The sequence below is a fragment of the Stenotrophomonas sp. STEN056 genome, assembly GCF_056759635.1.
The window spans coordinates 1-18221 of sequence record NZ_JBRRDL010000043.1; the positions used below are offsets into that span (position 1 = coordinate 1).

At 64.8% G+C, this 18221-nt stretch carries 18 protein-coding genes; 10 read left to right on the forward strand and 8 right to left on the reverse strand.

All coding sequences use genetic code 11. From position 1 onward, the window contains the following. Positions 1-229: 229 nt before the first annotated feature. A complete protein-coding gene (locus tag ACVOLO_RS16535) occupies positions 230-2536 on the reverse strand; it encodes a TonB-dependent receptor (protein ID WP_481571410.1) in 2307 nt (768 codons plus the stop codon). Between the two features lie 171 nt (positions 2537-2707). On the opposite strand from ACVOLO_RS16535, the gene ACVOLO_RS16540 reads away from it, so the two are divergent. Further along, positions 2708-3721 carry a TIGR00266 family protein gene (locus ACVOLO_RS16540; RefSeq protein WP_481571411.1) on the forward strand — a complete coding sequence of 338 codons (1014 nt, stop codon included), beginning with the start codon at positions 2708-2710 and terminating at the stop codon, positions 3719-3721. Positions 3722-3787: 66 nt separating this feature from the next. Here the strand turns inward: ACVOLO_RS16540 and ACVOLO_RS16545 are convergent, their stop codons facing one another. After that, positions 3788-4627: an HNH endonuclease gene (locus ACVOLO_RS16545; RefSeq protein ID WP_481571412.1), complete on the reverse strand. Its 840-nt coding sequence runs from the start codon at positions 4625-4627 to the stop codon at positions 3788-3790. Positions 4628-4836: 209 nt separating this feature from the next. On the opposite strand from ACVOLO_RS16545, the gene ACVOLO_RS16550 reads away from it, so the two are divergent. After that, entirely contained in the window at positions 4837-5874 is a 1038-nt protein-coding gene (locus ACVOLO_RS16550; RefSeq protein ID WP_481571439.1) for a patatin-like phospholipase family protein, read from the forward strand. Between the two features lie 190 nt (positions 5875-6064). On the opposite strand, the gene ACVOLO_RS16555 is transcribed toward ACVOLO_RS16550, so the two are convergent. After that, the gene (locus ACVOLO_RS16555) at positions 6065-6547 is read right to left on the reverse strand and encodes an Lrp/AsnC family transcriptional regulator (RefSeq protein WP_481571413.1); all 483 of its coding nucleotides are present in this window, start codon (positions 6545-6547) and stop codon (positions 6065-6067) included. Positions 6548-6679: 132 nt separating this feature from the next. On the opposite strand from ACVOLO_RS16555, the gene phhA reads away from it, so the two are divergent. Continuing rightward, on the forward strand, positions 6680-7570 hold the full coding sequence (phhA, locus tag ACVOLO_RS16560; protein WP_481571414.1) for a phenylalanine 4-monooxygenase: 891 nt from the start codon (positions 6680-6682) through the stop codon (positions 7568-7570). Between the two features lie 110 nt (positions 7571-7680). On the opposite strand, the gene ACVOLO_RS16565 is transcribed toward phhA, so the two are convergent. Then, a complete protein-coding gene (locus ACVOLO_RS16565) occupies positions 7681-8388 on the reverse strand; it encodes a DUF2306 domain-containing protein (protein ID WP_481571415.1) in 708 nt (235 codons plus the stop codon). Between the two features lie 166 nt (positions 8389-8554). On the opposite strand from ACVOLO_RS16565, the gene ACVOLO_RS16570 reads away from it, so the two are divergent. Continuing rightward, complete coding sequence (locus tag ACVOLO_RS16570) at positions 8555-9661, forward strand: sensor histidine kinase (protein WP_481571416.1); 1107 nt, start codon at positions 8555-8557, stop codon at positions 9659-9661. Further along, positions 9658-10293 carry a response regulator transcription factor gene (locus tag ACVOLO_RS16575; protein WP_481571417.1) on the forward strand — a complete coding sequence of 212 codons (636 nt, stop codon included), beginning with the start codon at positions 9658-9660 and terminating at the stop codon, positions 10291-10293. Before ACVOLO_RS16570 ends, ACVOLO_RS16575 begins: the two co-directional genes overlap by 4 nt. Positions 10294-10501: 208 nt before the next feature. Here the strand turns inward: ACVOLO_RS16575 and dmeF are convergent, their stop codons facing one another. Next, a complete protein-coding gene (gene dmeF, locus ACVOLO_RS16580; protein ID WP_481571418.1) occupies positions 10502-11452 on the reverse strand; it encodes a CDF family Co(II)/Ni(II) efflux transporter DmeF in 951 nt (316 codons plus the stop codon). Between the two features lie 64 nt (positions 11453-11516). On the opposite strand from dmeF, the gene ACVOLO_RS16585 reads away from it, so the two are divergent. From ACVOLO_RS16585 to ACVOLO_RS16605, 5 genes are all read left to right on the forward strand, one after another. Then, positions 11517-11789: a metal/formaldehyde-sensitive transcriptional repressor gene (locus tag ACVOLO_RS16585; RefSeq protein WP_481571419.1), complete on the forward strand. Its 273-nt coding sequence runs from the start codon at positions 11517-11519 to the stop codon at positions 11787-11789. A 437-nt stretch (positions 11790-12226) separates the two neighbouring features. Further along, positions 12227-13186, forward strand: a complete 960-nt coding sequence (locus tag ACVOLO_RS16590; RefSeq protein ID WP_481571420.1) for an aliphatic sulfonate ABC transporter substrate-binding protein — start codon at positions 12227-12229, stop codon at positions 13184-13186. Next, positions 13183-13986: an aliphatic sulfonate ABC transporter permease SsuC gene (gene ssuC / locus ACVOLO_RS16595; RefSeq protein WP_481571421.1), complete on the forward strand. Its 804-nt coding sequence runs from the start codon at positions 13183-13185 to the stop codon at positions 13984-13986. The genes ACVOLO_RS16590 and ssuC overlap by 4 nt, the downstream gene beginning before the upstream one ends. 69 nt (positions 13987-14055) lie before the next feature. Further along, entirely contained in the window at positions 14056-14814 is a 759-nt protein-coding gene (locus ACVOLO_RS16600; RefSeq protein WP_481571422.1) for an ATP-binding cassette domain-containing protein, read from the forward strand. A 131-nt stretch (positions 14815-14945) separates the two neighbouring features. Further along, positions 14946-15884 (forward strand): TauD/TfdA dioxygenase family protein, encoded by a 939-nt coding sequence (locus ACVOLO_RS16605; RefSeq protein WP_481571423.1) that lies wholly within the window; start codon positions 14946-14948, stop codon positions 15882-15884. A gap of 135 nt (positions 15885-16019) precedes the next feature. On the opposite strand, the gene ACVOLO_RS16610 is transcribed toward ACVOLO_RS16605, so the two are convergent. The 3 genes from ACVOLO_RS16610 to ACVOLO_RS16620 are packed head-to-tail and all read right to left on the reverse strand — an operon-like array spanning position 16020 to position 18177. Further along, positions 16020-17594 carry a PepSY-associated TM helix domain-containing protein gene (locus ACVOLO_RS16610; protein ID WP_481571424.1) on the reverse strand — a complete coding sequence of 525 codons (1575 nt, stop codon included), beginning with the start codon at positions 17592-17594 and terminating at the stop codon, positions 16020-16022. Next, positions 17591-17893: a hypothetical protein gene (locus ACVOLO_RS16615; protein WP_481571425.1), complete on the reverse strand. Its 303-nt coding sequence runs from the start codon at positions 17891-17893 to the stop codon at positions 17591-17593. The genes ACVOLO_RS16610 and ACVOLO_RS16615 overlap by 4 nt, the downstream gene beginning before the upstream one ends. Continuing rightward, on the reverse strand, positions 17890-18177 hold the full coding sequence (locus ACVOLO_RS16620; protein WP_481571426.1) for a hypothetical protein: 288 nt from the start codon (positions 18175-18177) through the stop codon (positions 17890-17892). Before ACVOLO_RS16620 ends, ACVOLO_RS16615 begins: the two co-directional genes overlap by 4 nt. Positions 18178-18221 lie beyond the last annotated feature (44 nt).

An 18221-nucleotide genomic window follows, 5' to 3' on the forward strand; every position in this document is an offset into this window, starting at 1 on the left:
ACCCCCCCCCCCCCCCCGCGCACCCCCCCCCCCCCGCCGCCCGCGCGGGCCCCGCGCATGGGAGGGAGCTGAAGCCTTGCACGACGCGGAACGTTGATCCGGTAGTGCCGAGCCATGCTCGGCAGGAGCTTCACCGATAATGCCCCACTGCCGAGCATGGCTCGGCACTACAGAACGCAGAAGGCGCGGATTGCTCCGCGCCTTCTTTGTTCAACATACAAACCTGCGCTTAGAAGCGGGTCTTGAACTCCACGCCCCACAGGCGCGGCTCGTTGATGAAGCCGGTGAGGTTGTTGAAGTCGATGCCACCCGTCGCACGGATCTGGTTGGTGATGTTGCGGCCGTACAGCGCCACGTCGTAGTCACCATCATTCCACTGGTAACCCACGCGCAGGCCGCCTTCCAGCAGCGACTTGCCGGTGAACTCTTTGGACTCGTACAGGAAGAAATTCACTTCACTGCGGTACGCCCAGTCGGTGAACACATACAGCTGCGTGCCATCGGCCAACGGCAGCGACCAGCGCGCAGTCATGTTGTGGGTCCATTCCGGCGCCTGCGGCAGCGAATTGCCGTTGATCAGCACCTTGCCATTGCCATCGAGCGGGTTTGTCACGGTGCACGACATGCAGCCGGCCACGCTGAGATCAGCGTCCTTGATCTCGGTGTGGTTGTAGCCGCTGCCCAGGGTGACCAGCAGGTTGTCGGTGAGGTAGGCCTGCAGGTCCAGCTCAAAGCCCTTGCCCACGCTCTTGTCGGCGTTGAGCAGGATGTTGGCGTTGCCGGTGGAACCACCCACTGCAGTCAACTGCTGGTCCTTGACCCGGTAGTGGTAGACGCTGGCATTCAAACGCGCGCGGTTGTCCCAGAAATCGGCCTTCATGCCGACTTCAAACGACAGCACGGTTTCCGGATCGGCCACGGTCTTTTCATTGAACGCGCCGGCCGACTGGATGGAACTGCCACGGAAGCCGGTGGCGACGCGGCCATACACGTTGACGGTGTCGTTGATCGCGTAGGTGGCCGAGGCGTCCCAGTTGAATTTCTTGTCCTTGGTCGAAGCCGACAGGTACGGGTCCACCGCATCGCCACGCGCGAACGCCGCCTGCTGCGCCGCGAGCAGACCGACCAGGTTGCACTTGGCCGACAGCACGCACGGTGCAAAGCCGGTGTTCCAGTAGTCCTTCACCTTCAGGTCTTTTTTGTCCACGGTGTAACGCACGCCGCCGCGCAGTTCCAGCTTGTCGGTTGCCTGGAAGTTCAAGCCGCCGAACACCGCCCAGGCATCATTGGTCTGGTTGATGCGCTGGAAGCCGTCCTGCCTGCTGCCGTTGGTGCTGTCGTAGCTGACGCTGTCAACGTCGTAGTCTTCCTTGAAATAGAACACGCCTGCCTGCCAGTTGAGCGGGCCGTCGCTGAGCGATTCCAGGCGCAGTTCCTGCGTCCACTGCGAATGGTTGGGGATGCCATCGGCGGTTTCCGAGGCAAATGGAACATCGGCGGTGAAATACGGGCCGGAGGTACCGTCGATGTCGCCGACGCTGAAGGTGTCCACGGTTTCGTAGCCGGTGATCGAGGACAGCTTGTAGTTGCCGAAATCCCAGCTCAGGCGCGCGTTGGCGCCACTGCTGTCCAGCTCGGAGTGGTTCAGGCCGTCGATGGACACCTTGTCCTCGTCGAAGCCGGGCACGAAGTCGTTGCTGCCCTTGCGGAAGATGTTGCCGCGGAACAAACGCGCGGTGCCGTTGAGGTGGCGCTTGTGTGCGCCCAGCAACGCCTCGAAGTTGTCGCCTTCGTAGAGGAACTGCACGCGCACGGCCGATTCGTCATAGCCTTCCAGGCCATCGTTGGGGCCGCTGCCGGTGTTCTTCACCCAGTCATCGCGGCGCTGGTACAAGGCCGACACACGCGCCGACCAGCGCGCGCTCAGCGCGCCGCCGACGGCGGCTTCCACGTTCCACAGGTTGTCGCTGCCGTAGCCGACCTTGCCGTAGCCTTCAAATTCCTGCGACGGGCGCACCGAATCAAACTTCACCACGCCAGCCGGGGTGTTGCGGCCGAACAGCGAACCCTGCGGGCCACGCAGCACTTCCACCTGCTCCACGTCGAAGATCGGGAAGCCCTTGAGGATCGGGTTTTCCTGCACGATGTCGTCGTACACCAGTGACACCGGCTGCGAGGTATTCAAACGGAAATCGGTGTTGCCATAGCCACGGATGTAGAAGCGCGGGAAGGCACGGCCGAACGAGGATTCGATGTTCAGGCTGGGCACGCGCCCGGATAGGTAGCGCACGTCGGTGCCGCCGGAGGCCAGCGCGTCGAGCTTCTCGCCGCTGACGGTGCTGATCGAGACCGGCACGTCCTGGATGTTTTCCACCTTGCGTGCGGCCGTGACCTTCACCGCGTCCAGCGTGGCGGCCTCTTTCTGTGCGGGGGTGGCGTCCTGGGCCATCGCGGCCAGGGGCAGCAGGGCGGCAATTGCAGCGAACAGCGGATGCGCCACCGGGGAACGGCGGCGGACGGTAAGGGCGAGGGGCATGGCGGAGGGAGCCTGTTGGGAGGAATGGGAACTGCGCCTAGCACGGAATTTTTACAGTCTGTCGGTCGTATCGCAAACGTTCAGGTATTCAGCCGCGTGAGCCCGGTCAGGGGCGTGAAAGCTGCGGTATGCATAGACTTGGCATTCCTCCCGAGCCCCAGGCGATGCGTCATGACCCAGTGGTATTTCCATGTCCCCGGCAAGCCCGACCGCGTCGGCCCTCTCGATGAGGAAGCCGCCCGCCAGTTCGCCCAGGGCAACCGCCAGGCGCTGGCCTGGCGCGACGGCATGCAGGGCTGGCAGGCGGTTGGGCAGATTCCCGAATTCGGCGGCCAGGCCGCACCGCCGCCGATGCCGCCGCCGGTCGGCGCTGGCGGCAACCGTGCCGACGACATCGACTACCGCATCGTCGGCCACGAAATGCAGTTCGTCGAAATTGAACTGGACCCCGGCGAGAGCGCCATCGCCGAAGCCGGCGCGCTGATGTTCAAGGATTCGTCGGTGCAGATGGAAACCGTTTTCGGCGATGGCTCGCACAGCGGCCAGGGCGGCGGCTTCATGGACAAGCTGATGTCCGCCGGCAAGCGCGTGATCACCGGCGAGAGCCTGTTTGCCACCGTCTACACCCACACCGGCCACGGCAAGGCCAAGGTCGCCTTCGCCGCGCCCTACCCCGGCACGGTGCTGGCAATGAAGCTGGACCAGCACGGCGGCAAGCTGATCTGCCAGAAGGACAGTTTCCTGGCCGGTGCGCGCGGCGTGCAGATCGGCGTGCAGTTCCAGCGCAAGGTGATGACCGGCCTGTTCGGCGGCGAGGGCTTCATCATGCAGAAGCTTGAAGGCGACGGCTGGGTGTTCGTGCACGCCGGCGGTTGCGTGGTCGAGCGCGAACTGGCCGCTGGCGAGCGCATCGACGTGGACACCGGCTGCGTGGTGGCCTACCACGCCGGCGTGGACATGGACGTGCGCCGCGTGGCCGGCCTGAAGAGCATGTTCTTCGGTGGCGAAGGTGTGTTCCTGGCCACCCTCACCGGCCCCGGCAAGGTGTGGCTGCAGTCGCTGCCGTTCTCGCGCCTGGCCGGCCGCATGTTCGCCGCTGCACCGCAGGGCGGTGGCCAAAGCCGCGGCGAGGGCTCGGTGCTGGGCGGGCTGGGCCGCCTGCTGGATGGGGACAACAAGTTCTGAGACAGCTGCATTTGGTTTGCGTGCTACCGGCCTCTGCCGGTAGCACGAGCAGCGCAAGCTGCTGCCTTACTGCTTAATTTTTTTGCTCTCATCAAGCTGCGCTTTCTTCTGCAGCGATAGCGCAATGCGCCGCATTACCTCTTCGCTGATCTTCCGTGTAGACCACTCCGAAAAGGCATCACGGTAACTTTCTGAAAGCCGGGCACGTTTCTTCAGCTCCAGCGAACCGCATGGTTTGATCTGGAAATACCCAGCATCAAACAAGCGATGGATGTCCGCTCTAAGCAGCAGTCCGTTTTCCACCTCATCGGAACCGCCATCGGCCACGGCGATGACGTGCGCTGCATCCAATAGTTTTCTAACGGTTTCACCGGAAATCGCACAGCTTGGCTCCTTCTCAAGCTTGCAGAGCTCTTTTTTGAACTTTCGCTGACCACTACGAACTTTGATTGCTGCCTGTTTAAGCCCTGATGGGAGCACTGGCCGAATCTTTATCTCTTTTGGCGAGCCATTCAGTTCTTTGCTGTGGGAGCCATCACCCGTCCAACTCACGTCATTGCTTTCCATCGCTACATCGCTGCCGATACGGTGGAATACCAGGCGTGTCACGCCCCAGAAAATGGCCTTACGGACCCCTTTCGAAAGGTGTCCATGCTCCTGCTCCACATACGCCAACTCAACGCTGTAGCGCCCGCCTTCGGCCTTACTGGAAAGTGCGCGAGGCCTATAGGAAACCATGCCAACCTCGCCTCCCCAATTCTCACGCGAATGCACCTGCATGAGCTGACTATCCGAGCCGTAATCCAGGCGAATGCGTTCCGTCACGTTGGCCCATTGCGCCTCGATGACTACCGAAAACTCACTTCCATTGACGCTCATGCTTCCCCTGTTTTCTGTTGGTTTCATTCAATACGTCCTTGCGTGCAGTTTGATGCTTGGCCCGGCATGAAACGAGTTCTCCAACCGCTGACCCGTGATGATCGCGACTCTTCCATCTACAGCGATGTCTGCCCGACCTGGGCCCTTTCCCAATCCTACCCAGGCCGGTTGGTTATTGTTGGCACACGCTACCGACGTTGGCGCTATGCTGGCGCCCTTTCCAGAACGCCCTGTTCATCATGAAACCGCGCAACGCCCGCCTGTTGTTGTCCCTTTCGCTGTTTGGCCTGCTGGCTGCCTGTGGTGGCGAAAACACCAGGCCTTCGCCGCCGCCGGCCACGCGCCCGGCCGTTGCCGCGAAGCCGGTGAAGATCGGCGTGGCGCTGGGCGGTGGTGCGGCCAAGGGCTTTGCCCATATCGGCGTGATCAAGATGCTGGAAGCCAACGGCTTCGAGCCGGTGGTGGTGTCCGGTACCAGCGCTGGCAGCGTGGTCGGCGCCTTGTATGCCAGTGGCATGAACGCCTTCGACATGCAGCAGAAGGCGGTTGCGCTGGATGAAGCCAGCATCCGCGACCTGCGTCTGTTCTCCGGTGGTTTGATCCAGGGCCAGAAGCTGCAGGACTACGTCAACACGCAGGTCGGCAACAAGCCGGCCGAGCAGCTGCGCAAGCCGTTTGCCGCCGTCGCCACGCAGTTGGAAACCGGCGACCGCGCGGTATTCGTGCGCGGCAATGTCGGCCAGGCGGTGCGTGCGTCCAGTTCGATCCCGGGGGTGTTCGAGCCGGTGACCATCGGCGGCAAAACCTATGTGGACGGCGGCGTGGTCAGCCCGGTGCCGGTGGATGCGGCGCGGCAGCTTGGCGCCGAATTCGTCATCGCGGTGGACATCTCCAGCCGTGCCAGCGGCCAGCGCCCGAGCGGCCTGCTGGGCGCGGTGAATCAGTCCATCACCATCATGGGCCAGCGCCTGGGCGAGCAGGAACTGGGCCGCGCCGATGTGGTGATTCGCCCGGCGGTGCTGGACATCGGCGCGGCCGATTTCGAACAGCGTGGCCGCGCGATTCTGGAAGGCGAAAAGGCCGCGATGGCGGCGATGCCGCAGATCCGTGCCGGCGTCGCCCGCCTGCAGCAGGCACAGGTGACGGCCCTGCGCGCTGCCGAAGCGCGCACCAGCGCCGCCCAGGCCGAAGCCCATCAGCGCTGCCAGGACAGCCGCAGCCGCATCGAGAAGCTGCGCGGTGTGGAGAAGAACTGCAGCGCGCCGGCGCGTTGATTGGACCCCTCCCCTTTGGCACCGCCAAGGGGGAGGCTGGGAGGGGGTCGCTGTTGCTTGCACATGATGGTTGACTGCGAAAACACCCCTCCCCGACCCTCCCCTTGGCCTGCGGCCAAAGGGAGGGGGTTGAAGTACCCTCATCCGCCCCTGCGGCGCACCTTCTCCCACAGGGAGAAGAAAACAACCTTCATCGCCCCAGCTGCGACAGCGGCAACGCGCGGAACTCCTTGACCGTGCGCAGCACGAAGCTGGAATTGACGTCGGCCACGCCGGCCGCATCCAGCAGCTTGTCGAGCAGGAAGGCCGAGAAATGGTCCAGGTCGCGCACGTAGATGTGCAGCAGGTAGTCCATGTCGCCGGTGAGCGCGTGGCAGGCCACTACTTCATCCCACAACTGCACGGCCTCGACGAAATGGTTGATGGCCGCCTGGCCATGCTTTGACAACTGCACCCGCACGAAGGCCTGCAGGCCCAAACCAATCGCGCGTGGCTCCAGGCGCGCGCCGTAGCCGGCAATGACACCCTCCGCCTCCAGCCGCTGCATCCGCCGCAGGCAGGCCGACGGTGACAGGTTCACCCGTGCCGCCAGCTCGGCATTGGTAGCGCGCCCATGCTGCTGGATTTCGGCCAAAAGCCGCAGATCCGTGCGATCAAGCGTGACTGAAGCCATCTTTGTTGCTCCGCAACATTGAATTGACGCAACAATATTGCGCCATAAGGGGCTGAGCGCGCAATTTTGCAAACCTGTTGCGCGCGATGCTTCCTACCATGCGGTTACCTATTTCCCTATGGAGCTACCGTCATGGAAGCCAGCCCGCGCCGCGTCGAACACCAGCAGACCGACAAGGGTTACGTGCCGGTCTATACCACGGCCGTGGTGGAGCAGCCGTGGGACAGCTACAGCGCCGATGACCATGCCACCTGGAGCACGCTGTACCAGCGCCAGCGCGAGCTGCTGGTCGGCCGTGCCTGCCAGGAGTTCCTGGATGCGCAGGACGAGATGGGCATGAGCGAGCACATGATCCCGCGCTTCGACCAGCTCAACGAAGTGCTGGGCGCGGCCACCGGCTGGACGCTGGTGGGCGTGGAGGGCCTGCTGCCGGAACTGGAATTTTTCGACCACCTGGCCAACCGCCGCTTCCCGGTGACCTGGTGGATCCGCCGTCCGGACCAGATCGACTACATCGCCGAACCCGACCTGTTCCATGACCTGTTCGGCCATGTGCCGCTGCTGATGAACCCGGTGTTTGCCGACTACATGGCCGCCTACGGCCGCGGTGGCGTCAAAGCGCATGCGATCGGCCCGGAGGCACTGCAGAACCTCACCCGCCTGTACTGGTACACGGTGGAGTTCGGCCTGATCAACACCGCCGAGGGTCTGCGCATCTACGGCGCCGGCATTGTGTCGTCCAAGGGCGAATCGCTGTACTCGCTGGAATCGGCCGCGCCCAACCGCATTGGCTTTGACCTGGAGCGGATCATGCGCACGCGCTACCGCATCGACACCTTCCAGAAGAGCTACTTCGTCATCGACGGCTTCGAGCAGTTGATGGCCGCCACCGATCCGGACTTCACCCCGATCTACGCAACGCTGGCAACGCAGGAACACTTCCCGGCCGGTGAGGTGCAGGACGGTGATCGCGTGTTCCAGCGCGGCAGCGGCGAAGGCTGGGCCAGCGACGGCGACGTTTGAGCCAGCTCACATCGCAGCAATAGAAGAAGCCGCCCAAGGGCGGCTTCTTCGTCTGCGTCCCACGCAGCCCGGGTAAGTGAAGCACACCCGGGGCCACCAACTCCTGCAACTTACTGCGCCGCCCTGGCCACCCGCCGACCGCCGTACTTGCGGTCCAGGTAGACGCCAACCAACACCGCCACCAGCAACGGTGCCGCCCAAGGGAACAGCTCGATCAGCAGCGCCGGCACCGTGGTGTGGCTGTGCAGCCACTGCCATACCGGGCGCATGCCGATGCCGAGGAAGGCCACGTGGGTAGCAATGCCCGCTCCCAGGATCGACTGGTAATGCTGGCGGAACGCCCAGTCCGGACGCGACGGCCCACGACGGGCGAACTTCAGCATGCGCCAGCCCACCCACAGGCCAATCGACGAGAACCCCAGGAACAGAGGCTGGCGATGCTGGATGCCAGTACCCACTACCACCAGCGCCAGGATCACCATCGGCCAAACCGCCAGATGCCAGCCCGGCCGTGACACCAGCTTCTTCCAGTCGCGCTTGTCGGTGACCGCACGCCAGGCCAGCCACGTCGCGTTGCCGGTGATCGCCATCAGATAGGCCAGGAACAAGGCCGACAACGGCTGCTGACGGAAGAAGGCGAACTGGATGGTGATCGGCAACGCAGTAACCACGATCACCGCCATTGCTACCAGATACACCTTGCCCAGCGCGCGGTGCCGCGGCGAGCCTTTCTTCATGAACGCCGCCGACCAGAAGCCGACCAGGGCGACCACGCCGGCCAGCACATGCAACGCGACGATCAAGGAATATCCAGGCATGACAGCGCTCTCTTCGGTGGTGGCCGGCGAATGCGACGGCCTGTGCACAGCCTGCGTTTTCGGGCGTACGCACCGCAGTTGCGGCAGTCATTGATCGACCCTGCCGGAAGTCACTTTCTGCATCGCCCCCCTTGCCGGCAACGCCGCACGCCACCAGCATGCGGGCATGGAAATCACTCCCCGTTCGCGCAGGCACAGGCTGATGCACCCGCTCAACCTCGCCGGCCTGCTGACCTGGCTGGCGGTAGCGGCCACCCTGCCCTATGGCTCGGCCGAGCAACTCGCCCTGCGCTGGGGCAGCGCTTTGTTGTTCCTGATCGCCTTTCTGTTTGCCGCCAGCTACGAGCGCCCCTCGCCGCAGCGCAACGTGGCGCTGCTGGTCGAGGCAGTGGCGGCATTGGCGGTCATCCGCCTGGCCGCCAGCAGCGGCGTGGCGCCGGCCCTGCTGGTGATGCTGGCCGCGCAGATGGCAATGAGTTGGCCACTGCGCATCACGCTGGCGGTGATGCTGCTGGTCAACCTGGGCATGTACCTGGTGCTGCGCGATGTGCACAGTCACCCGGCCGCGGTGGTGCTGATCTTCGCCGGCTTCCAGGCCTTTGCCATGTTGACCACGCACTACGCACATACCGCCGAGCAGGCGCGTGATCGGCTGGCGCTGCTCAACGCCGACCTGCTCGCCACCCGCGCCCTGCTGGCCGAAAGCTCCCGCGACGCCGAACGCCTGCGGCTTTCACGCGAGCTGCATGATGTCGCCGGGCACAAACTCACCGCACTGCGCCTGCAGCTGCGCGCACTGGCCGGGCGTGATACCGCGCCGCCGGAAGTGCTGCTCTGCGAGCAGCTCTCCGCCGAGTTGCTGGGCGATATTCGCGCGGTGGTGCATTCGCTGCGCGAAGCGGGCCAGCTCGACATCGCCACCGCGCTGCACGCCCTGGCCGCGCCACTGCCGCGCCCACGCCTGCAACTGCAGCTTGATGACACGGTACAGATACGCGATACGGCGCTGGCCGAAGCGCTGCTGCGCTGTGTGCAGGAAGCACTGACCAACAGCGCGCGCCACGGTGACTCACAGGTATTGCAGGTGCACCTGCATCAACACGAAGGAACACTGCAACTGGACATGCAGGACGACGGAAAGCTGCGTGGCGAGCTGCGCGAAGGCAATGGGCTCACCGGCATGCGCGAGCGCGTGGCCGAACACGGCGGGCGGCTGCAACTGCAACGCGCCGCTTCCGGTGCACTGCACATCCGCGCCGAGTTCAACGCATGAGCGGCGCACCGCGCATTGCCCTGGTCGATGACCAGGCATTGATCCGCGCCGGCTTGCGCGCCCTGCTGCAGCAGCAGGGCATCGAGATCGTGTTCGAGGCCGACAGTGGCCAAGCCCTGCTCACGCAGCTGCAACAGCAACCCGTGCAGTTGATCGTCTCGGACATCCGCATGCCGGGCATGGACGGCATCCAGGCGTTGCAGGCACTGCGCGAACGTGGCGACACCACGCCCTGCCTGTTCCTGACCACCTTCGACGAGAGCGACCTGCTGCTGCGCGCCACCGAAGCCGGCGCCCAGGGCTTCCTGCTGAAGGACGCTGCACCGGAAGACCTGCGCGATGCGATCAGCCGAATCATCGCCGGAAGTACCCTGCTGCAGCCGGTCAGCACCGACCCGGTGCGCCAGCGTTACCGCTACCACGCGGACGATGCGCCCAGGGAGCTGTTCAGCCAGAAGGAAGTCGCCGTGCTGCGCCTGATGGCCGGCGGCTACAGCAACCGCGAAATCGCCGGCAGCCTGTTCCTGGCCGAAGGCACGGTGAAGAACTACGTCTCGGCCATTCTCGACAAACTCGACACCCGCGACCGCACCCGCGCGGTGCTGAAGGCGATCACCCTGCGGGTGATCTAGCAGCATCGGCCGAAGCTTTCGTGCCCAGCCATCCGCGGCAGGGCCTCAACCCCCATCCCCTCCGCGCTTGGGGGTGGGCGGACCCCCGGGAAGCCCATGAATCATCAGATTGCGAACATATCGGTAATTGCAGCCTTGCCGGCTTCACGGCTGACGCCGCTCCCACAACTGGGTTCCCGGTAACGCCTCTGCCGAGCATGGCTCGGCACTACTGCGCGGCTGCGCTGCGCACCTCAACCGTCACGTGCACGATCTCTTCATGGATCGACAACGCGCGATGGAATACCTCCGCGTCCACGCCCGCTGCCGTCACCACTTCCATCGAACACGCAAAGCGACCACGGCCGACCTGCCACACATGCAGGTCACTGATGCGTGCGGGAACCTCGCCCTGTTCCACTGCTTCGCGGATTTCGGCCACCACCGGCGCATCCATTTCCGCATCCAGCAATACGCGACTGGTCTGGCGGATCAGCCCCCAGGCCCACACCGACACCAGCACCGCACCGACGATGCCCATCACCGGATCCAGCCATGAGGCGCCGAAGTACAGGCCGCCGAGCAGCGCGATGATCGCCAGCACCGAAGTCGCCGCATCGGCCAACACGTGCAGGTAGGCCGAGCGCTGGTTCAGGTCGTGATGCGGGGAGTGCCCGTCATGGTGGTCAGCATGATGATGCGCATGGCCGTGGTGGTGATCGTGCTGGTCACGCAGCCACCACGCGCACAACAGGTTCACGGCAAGGCCGACTACCGCAATCGCGATGGCCTGCTGGTAGTGGATGGGGCTGGGCTTGAACACGCGCGCGATGGATTCAAACGCCATGACGCCCGCCACACCCAGCAGCAGGATGGCGCTGGTGTAGCCGGCCAGGATCTCGATCTTCCAGGTGCCGAAGGCAAAACGCGGATCATCGCGGTAGCGGCGCGCGCAGGCATAGGCAAACGCCGCCAGCCCCAGTGCCAGCGCGTGCGAGCTCATGTGCCAGCCGTCGGCCAACACCGCCATCGAGTTGAACCACCAGCCGCCGGTGATCTCCACCACCATCATCACAACCGTCAATGCCATTGCACGGCGTGTGTTCTTTTCCGCCATCGGGTTGCCGTGGCTGAAGACATGGCTGTGGCGGCGGGACTGGGCAAGTGCGTCGAGTTGCATGGGCGGACGGCGTGGCAGAAGGACGGCGTGATTCTATACCCCCAAGGGGTATATGATGCCAGCCATGGCACATATCCAACGCGACAGAAAGAAACTGCTGACCCGGGTGCGCCGCATTGCCGGGCAGGTGGCGGCACTGGAACAGGCGCTGGAAGCCGGCGACGACTGCGATGCCGTACTGGTGCAGATTGCCGCCGCCAAGGGCGCGATGCACGGGCTGATGCTGGAGGTGATGGCCGGGCACCTGAGCGACCATGTGGTCGCGGAAAAGAACCCGGACAAGCGCGCACAGGAAGCCGAAGTACTGCTGGAACTGCTGAAGCGCCACGCCAGATAAACCGGGGAAAACCGGGGGCAGCGTCAGGCTCTTCACTAACTCGACTCCAACAACTCCACTCTGCCCCCGGGCTTTCTGATCCCGGTCTTTGTGAAGCCGCCGCCGAAAGGCGGCGTCTTTTTTTGTGCGCCAAAAAGGCAGGCGAGAAGCATGCCCATGACTGCCAGCCACACTGCACAGGATGGCTATCGGCTTAGTGGATTTGGCTATCACCAGCTGCGAATTCGCACGTTCCCGTTTTCCGGTGCGTCATTCAAGAATGTCAAACACCGCGACACGGCAGGTTCGGCAATGGACGCCATGTCACTGCCACACAGTCCCCGTCCTTCCCGAGCATCGCCGCGCCACCACCGCGCGGCACCGGCATAGCGCTGCCGGACAACCCATGCCCACACCGGCATCGCGTTCTTCACTGCCACCTTCGACAGGAGCCTGCCATGCACACCACTTCGCTGCCCCGCCGCCGTTTGATCCTGGCTGCTGCCGCAGCCGCCATCGGCTTGCCCTCGTTGGCCGCGTTGGTACGCACACCAACGCGGCAGATTCGCATCGGTCACCTGCGGGGCTATCTGAGCCTGCTCAGGAGTCGCGGCACGCTGGAGCAGCGCCTGGCGCCATTGGGCGTGAGCGTGAAGTGGACCGAGTTCCCGGCCGGGCCGGTGCAGTTGGAGGCCTTGAACGTGGGCGCCATCGACTTCGGCGACGTGGGCGAAGTGCCACCGATCTTTGCCCTGGCCGCGGGTGCGCCGCTGGCCTATGTCGCCGCCACCCGGCCACGACCGCGGGCCGAGGCGGTGCTGCTGCCCAAACACTCGCCCATCACCCGCGTGGCCGAGCTCAAAGGCAGGAAAATCGCGCTCAACAAGGGCTCCAATGTCCACTACTTCATCATCAAGCTGTTCGAGAAACATGGCCTGACCTACAGCGATCTGAACGCGGTGTACCTGCCGGCGGCCGACGCGCGTGCAGCCTTCGAGAACGGCGCGGTCGATGCCTGGGTGATCTGGGATCCATTGATGGCCTCGGTCGAAAAAGCACTGGGCGCGCGGGTGCTGGCCGATGCCACCGGCGTGGCCGACAATCGCGCCTACTACTTCAGCGCACGCGATTACGCAGCCAACAACGCGGACATTCTGGCCATCGTCGTCGATGAGATCAGCAAGGTGGATCAATGGGGCGCGGCCAATCGCAGTGCGCTGGCCGCCGAACTGGCGGCGTTGTGGGGCCTGCCGCTGGCGGTGGCCGAGCGCTCCGAAAGCCGCACGGTCTACGGCACCGGGCCGATCACCCCTGCAATCCTGGCCGAGCAGCAGCAGATCGCCGATACCTTGTTCGCACTGGCGCTGATCCCCGACAGGATCAACCTGCGCTCGGCCAGCGTGGCGCAGATCGCATGAGCGCACGCACAGTCCGGAATCTCCCGCTGTTGAATGATGTGCACTGGCTGCCGTGGCTGGTTCCGTTCGGCCTGCTGCTGGCCTGGCAACTGGCCGCGGCACTGGGTTGGCTCAGCGCGCGCGTGTTGCCTGCGCCGCTGGACGTTGCAAGGGCCGCCTGGGCACTGAGCGTATCGGGTGAACTGTGGACGCACCTGAAAATCAGCGCGGCCCGCGCCCTGCTCGGGCTGGCCATCGGCGGCAGCGCCGGCTTGCTGCTGGGCTTGCTGGCAGGCTCGGTGAAAGTGGCCGAAGTGCTGTTCGACACCTCGTTGCAGATGCTGCGCAACATCCCGGCGCTGGCACTGATCCCGCTGGTGATCCTGTGGTTTGGCATCGGTGAGGGCGCCAAGCTGTTCCTGATCGCGGTGTCGGTGTTCTTCCCGATCTACCTCAACACCTTCCACGGCATCCGCAATGTGGATGCACAGCTGATCGAGATGGGCCGCAGCTACGGGCTCTCACCCTGGCAGCTGTACCGCGATGTGATTCTGCCCGGTGCGCTGCCGTCGATCCTGGTTGGCCTGCGCTTCTCGCTGGGGCTGGTGTGGGTGGTGCTGATCGTGGCCGAGACGATCTCGGCACAGGCCGGCATCGGCTACCTGACGATGAACGCCCGTGAGTTCCTGCGAACCGACATCGTGCTGGTCGGCATCCTGCTCTACGCACTGCTGGGCAAGCTCGCCGACCTGTGTGCCCGCAGCCTGGAACGGTGGTGGCTGCGCTGGCATCCCGGCTACCAGCCATCGGCAGCGGAATGAGGCAGCCGCCCTGCCCACCACCGCACAACCCACAGCCAATCCCGTCAGCCCTTCCCAGGAGTTCCCCACATGCACTCCCCTCTCCCGCTGGAACCCGCCACCGGCGTACGCCTGGAAGTAAAAAACCTGCACAAGCACTACGGCAACCGCCAGGTGCTGCGCGGCACGCAGCTGGTCGTCGAGCCGGGGCAGTTCATCGCCGTCATTGGTCGCAGCGGTTGCGGCAAGAGCACGCTGCTGCGGTTGCTCGCCGGCCTGGAAACGCCCGGCAACGGCACACTTCAGCTGGACGGGCAGGACATCAACGGTCTCCATGCCGACACCCGCCTCCTGTTCCAGGAACCGCGCCTGCTGCCGTGGCGCCGCGTGCTCGCCAACGTAACCCTGGGCCTGCCCGCCGCGGCAGCCAGCGCCGGCCGCCAGGCGCTGGCGCAGGTGGGCCTGGCCGAACGCGCGCAGGACTGGCCCGCACAACTGTCCGGCGGACAGCGTCAGCGCGTGGCCTTGGCACGGGCGCTGCTGCACCAGCCGCGTTTGCTGTTGCTCGACGAACCACTCGGCGCGCTCGATGCACTCACCCGCATCGGCATGCAGCAGTTGATCGAACGCGTGTGGCAGCGCCACCGTTTCACCGCGCTGCTGGTCACCCACGACGTGCAGGAAGCCGTGATGCTGGCAGACCGCGTGATCCTGATCGAAGACGGCCTGGTCGCACTGGATCAACCCATTCCCTTGCCGCGACCACGCGCGCAGGGCGATCCGGCATTCGCCGCGCTCGAAATGCAGATCCTGGACCGTGTACTGCACAGCGACGCCTCCGCCGCCTGAGCACCCCGCCGCATTGGTCGACATAACCATCCGGCCTCAGGCACGCCGGGAATGATCAACTGCGTACCGCTTGTTTGGGCACGCCGACACACCCTCGCAAAATCATCGTGAACCCCGAAAAAGGACTGCTGATGCGCACCATTGCTTCCCCCTCCCGGCTGACACCGCAGGCAACGGACGTTGAATTGGACCTCATCCGCCAGGCCGGCCACATCGGCGCCGAAGTGCGCGGCGTGCGCCTCTCCGGCGATCTGTCGACGGCGCAGTTCGCAGCCATCAAGGCGGCACTGCTTACCCACAAGGTGCTGTTCTTCCGCGGCCAGGGCCACCTGGACGATGCACAGCAACAGGCATTCGGCCGCTTGTGGGGTGACCTGGTCACACACCCCACCGTGCCCTCCAGGGACGGCACGCAGTTGCTGGAACTGGATTCACGCCACGGCGGGCGCGCCAACTCGTGGCACACCGACGTCACCTTCGAGGTGGCCTACCCGCAGCTGTCGATCCTGCGCGCCGTTGTCATTCCGCCCCATGGCGGCGACACCGTCTGGGCCAACACTGTGGCCGCCTATGACAGCCTGCCGGCCGAGCTGAAGGCGCTGGCGGAAAATCTGCGTGCCCTGCACGGCAACGATTTTGACTACGCCGCCACCCAGCAGCCCACCGACACGGTGATCAACCGCTACAAGCAGGTGTTCACCCGGCGTCTGTTCGAGGCCGAGCATCCCGTGGTGCGGGTGCATCCGGAGACCGGCGAGCGCAGCCTGGTACTGGGGCATTTCGTGAAGCGGCTGGTTGGCCATTCAAGTTCCGATTCGCGGCACCTGCTGGGCGTGTTGCAGGATCATGTGCAGCGCCTGGAAAACACGGTGCGCTGGCGCTGGACCGAAGGCGATGTGGCGATCTGGGACAACCGCGCCACCCAGCACTACGCCATCAACGACTACGGCGACCAACATCGCGTGGTACGCCGGGTCACGATCGCCGGCGACGTGCCCTACGGCGTGGACGGCCAGACCAGCGTGGACCGCACTGCGCCCGCAGTGCGCGCCGCCGAAGCCGCCGCTTGAATCCTGCGCGCGGCCATCGCCCCTGCCCCGCGTGTTGCAGCCATGAAGAAGCCGCCAAAAGGCGGCTTCTTCGGTAGTGCCGAGCCATGCTCGGCAATGGCAACACCGATCGGTCCAATGCGGCATCACTGTGCATTACACAGGTTGGTGATTGGCCTGCGCCCAGATGCTATCGGTGTGGCCCTGCGCAACACGCAGCTGCGTGCGATGAGCGATGTACACCATCACCGGCACCGACAGCAGTGCGGTGACATCCACCGGCCAGCTGCCCGCATGGCTCCACGCGCCACCAATGCCCCATAGGCCGGCCAGGCTCGACAGCGGAATCGCCAGCGTGAACAACGCACTGGCCCACAACAGTTCCACCGCGCCGCGTGACGCGCCGCGCAGGAACGCCCACGCAATCGCCAGCACGAACACCGCGTAGTAGATCCCGGTGTGCCATGCCTTCAGATCAGCGACCAACGCAGGCAACCATTTGGTTGCGGCGAGGCTGGCCGAAATGCCGGCCACGCAACCCAGCGACACGCCCACCGTCAGGCAGCCCAATACCCAACCGGAAAGTTTCTGCACAGGCGTCTCCGGCCCCTTGCGTTTGCGCCGGCGCGATTCCACCCACAGCAGGTTGCCGGTGTAGAACAGCGCCGCGCCGGCCAGCCCCATCAGCAGGTACAACCAGCGCACCGGGTTGCCGCCGAAGCTGCCGAAATGCAGGGCAAAGAACGCATTGACCGAGCCGTTCCAGCCATCCATGTGGCCTGGCAGGTCATGCGGATCCACCTGCCCGCTGTACGGGTCCAGATGGGTGCTGGCATAGAGCCGCGCGCGGGTGCCGTGGCGCACGTCCAGGCCGGTGACCGTGGCTTCGACATGGCCGTCCTTGTGCTGGAAGCCGAAGCTCTGCACCTCGAACCCGGGCAGCTGCACCTGCACCCGGCGCAACAGCTCGGCCGCCGGCAACACCTGCGCGCCGGTCGGCGGCGCGTCATGCGCTTCGGCCCACTGGATGCCGTCCGGATACACCGCCGCGCCCTGCACGTCGTAGAACTGGTCGTGGAAGGCAAACACCACGCTGGTCAGCGCGATCACCAGATGGAACGGCAGGCTGAACAAGCCCAGCGCGTTGTGCGCGTCCAGCCACATGCGCTTGATGTTCTTGCCAATGCGCAGCGCGAACATGTCCTTGGTCAGTGTTGGCAGCAGCACGATCAAACCGGAGACCAGCGCCACCGCATAGGCCAGTGCCACCGCGCCCATGATCGGCCGCGCTATCGCATCGGCAAACGGCAGGCCGACCAGCTGGTGCAAGGTGTCCACCAGCTGCGCGACCGGCGCCTTGCGTGTCTGTTCCACCTGCAGCTGGCCATCGGCATCAAGGCTGGCGGCGTATTCCTTGAACTGGCGGCGGCCACCGGCGCGCTCCTGCCAGTACACGCGTGCAGGCTGATCGGCACCGGGCTTCACCGAGATGAAGTAGCGCGATGCCGCCTTCGGGTGCGCGGCCAATACCGCTTCAACCAGCGCATCGGCCTGCTGCAACGATGGCGCAGCGGCCAGCGTCGATGGTGGCGTCGCCCAGCGTTCCAGCGGCTTCTCGAACATGGTGATCGAGCCGGCATAGAAGGCGATGAACAACATCAACCCGCTGACGATGCCGATCCAGATATGGACGTCCTTGTAGACCTTGATGATGTCGCTGCGGATCTTCATGCCATCCACCAGCGCGTCAACCACAACAGGCCGAAGCTCAACACATTGGCCGCACCCAGCCACAGCCATGCACGCAAGCTGCTGCCGAACAGATAAACGAAACACAGCACCGTGGCCCAGATCGGCGCCATCAGCCACATGTTGAATTGGTTCTTGCCGCCACCGGCGCTGATGCCGTCCGGTCCCAGCCAGGCGAACAGGCCCGACAGTGCCAGTGCCAGGCCAAAACCCAGCACCACGCCGGCACAGGTCTTGCCGAACCAATGGCTGCTCTGCAGCCGCACGCGCGCCTCGTTCATGCCGCCCTCCGTGCGCGCACACGGGCACGCCACGCGCCCACGAAAGGCGCCACCGACCACACCAGCATCAGCAACACCAACCATGCGGTGATTGCCTCAAGCGGTGCCAGCAAGGGCCACATCGCCAGCAATGCGACCAGCGCCAGCAGCGTCCCCGGCCACCACGCATGGCGCGTTGGCCACGGGCCGGCCGCACGCAGCTGTTGCTGTGGCGTGGCGACATACAACAACAGCGCCGCAACGATGCAGGTGGCCGTGGCAATCAATGCAAGCAGCAGGTTCATGGCACGGCACCACGGCCGTGAGGATAGGTTTTCATTCGGTCTGG

Excerpts from the sequence above, each read along its gene's own strand:
- ACVOLO_RS16535 (WP_481571410.1), bottom strand. The coding sequence starts at position 2,536 with ATGCCCCTCGCCCTTACCGTCCGCCGCCGTTCCCCGGTGGCGCATCCG.
- ACVOLO_RS16540 (WP_481571411.1), top strand. The coding sequence starts at position 2,708 with ATGACCCAGTGGTATTTCCATGTCCCCGGCAAGCCCGACCGCGTCGGC.
- ACVOLO_RS16545 (WP_481571412.1), bottom strand. The coding sequence starts at position 4,627 with ATGAAACCAACAGAAAACAGGGGAAGCATGAGCGTCAATGGAAGTGAG.
- ACVOLO_RS16555 (WP_481571413.1), bottom strand. The coding sequence starts at position 6,547 with ATGGCTTCAGTCACGCTTGATCGCACGGATCTGCGGCTTTTGGCCGAA.
- phhA (WP_481571414.1), top strand. The coding sequence starts at position 6,680 with ATGGAAGCCAGCCCGCGCCGCGTCGAACACCAGCAGACCGACAAGGGT.
- ACVOLO_RS16565 (WP_481571415.1), bottom strand. The coding sequence starts at position 8,388 with ATGCCTGGATATTCCTTGATCGTCGCGTTGCATGTGCTGGCCGGCGTG.
- ACVOLO_RS16570 (WP_481571416.1), top strand. The coding sequence starts at position 8,555 with ATGGAAATCACTCCCCGTTCGCGCAGGCACAGGCTGATGCACCCGCTC.
- ACVOLO_RS16575 (WP_481571417.1), top strand. The coding sequence starts at position 9,658 with ATGAGCGGCGCACCGCGCATTGCCCTGGTCGATGACCAGGCATTGATC.
- dmeF (WP_481571418.1), bottom strand. The coding sequence starts at position 11,452 with ATGCAACTCGACGCACTTGCCCAGTCCCGCCGCCACAGCCATGTCTTC.
- ACVOLO_RS16585 (WP_481571419.1), top strand. The coding sequence starts at position 11,517 with ATGGCACATATCCAACGCGACAGAAAGAAACTGCTGACCCGGGTGCGC.
- ACVOLO_RS16590 (WP_481571420.1), top strand. The coding sequence starts at position 12,227 with ATGCACACCACTTCGCTGCCCCGCCGCCGTTTGATCCTGGCTGCTGCC.
- ssuC (WP_481571421.1), top strand. The coding sequence starts at position 13,183 with ATGAGCGCACGCACAGTCCGGAATCTCCCGCTGTTGAATGATGTGCAC.
- ACVOLO_RS16600 (WP_481571422.1), top strand. The coding sequence starts at position 14,056 with ATGCACTCCCCTCTCCCGCTGGAACCCGCCACCGGCGTACGCCTGGAA.
- ACVOLO_RS16605 (WP_481571423.1), top strand. The coding sequence starts at position 14,946 with ATGCGCACCATTGCTTCCCCCTCCCGGCTGACACCGCAGGCAACGGAC.
- ACVOLO_RS16610 (WP_481571424.1), bottom strand. The coding sequence starts at position 17,594 with ATGAAGATCCGCAGCGACATCATCAAGGTCTACAAGGACGTCCATATC.
- ACVOLO_RS16615 (WP_481571425.1), bottom strand. The coding sequence starts at position 17,893 with ATGAACGAGGCGCGCGTGCGGCTGCAGAGCAGCCATTGGTTCGGCAAG.
- ACVOLO_RS16620 (WP_481571426.1), bottom strand. The coding sequence starts at position 18,177 with ATGAACCTGCTGCTTGCATTGATTGCCACGGCCACCTGCATCGTTGCG.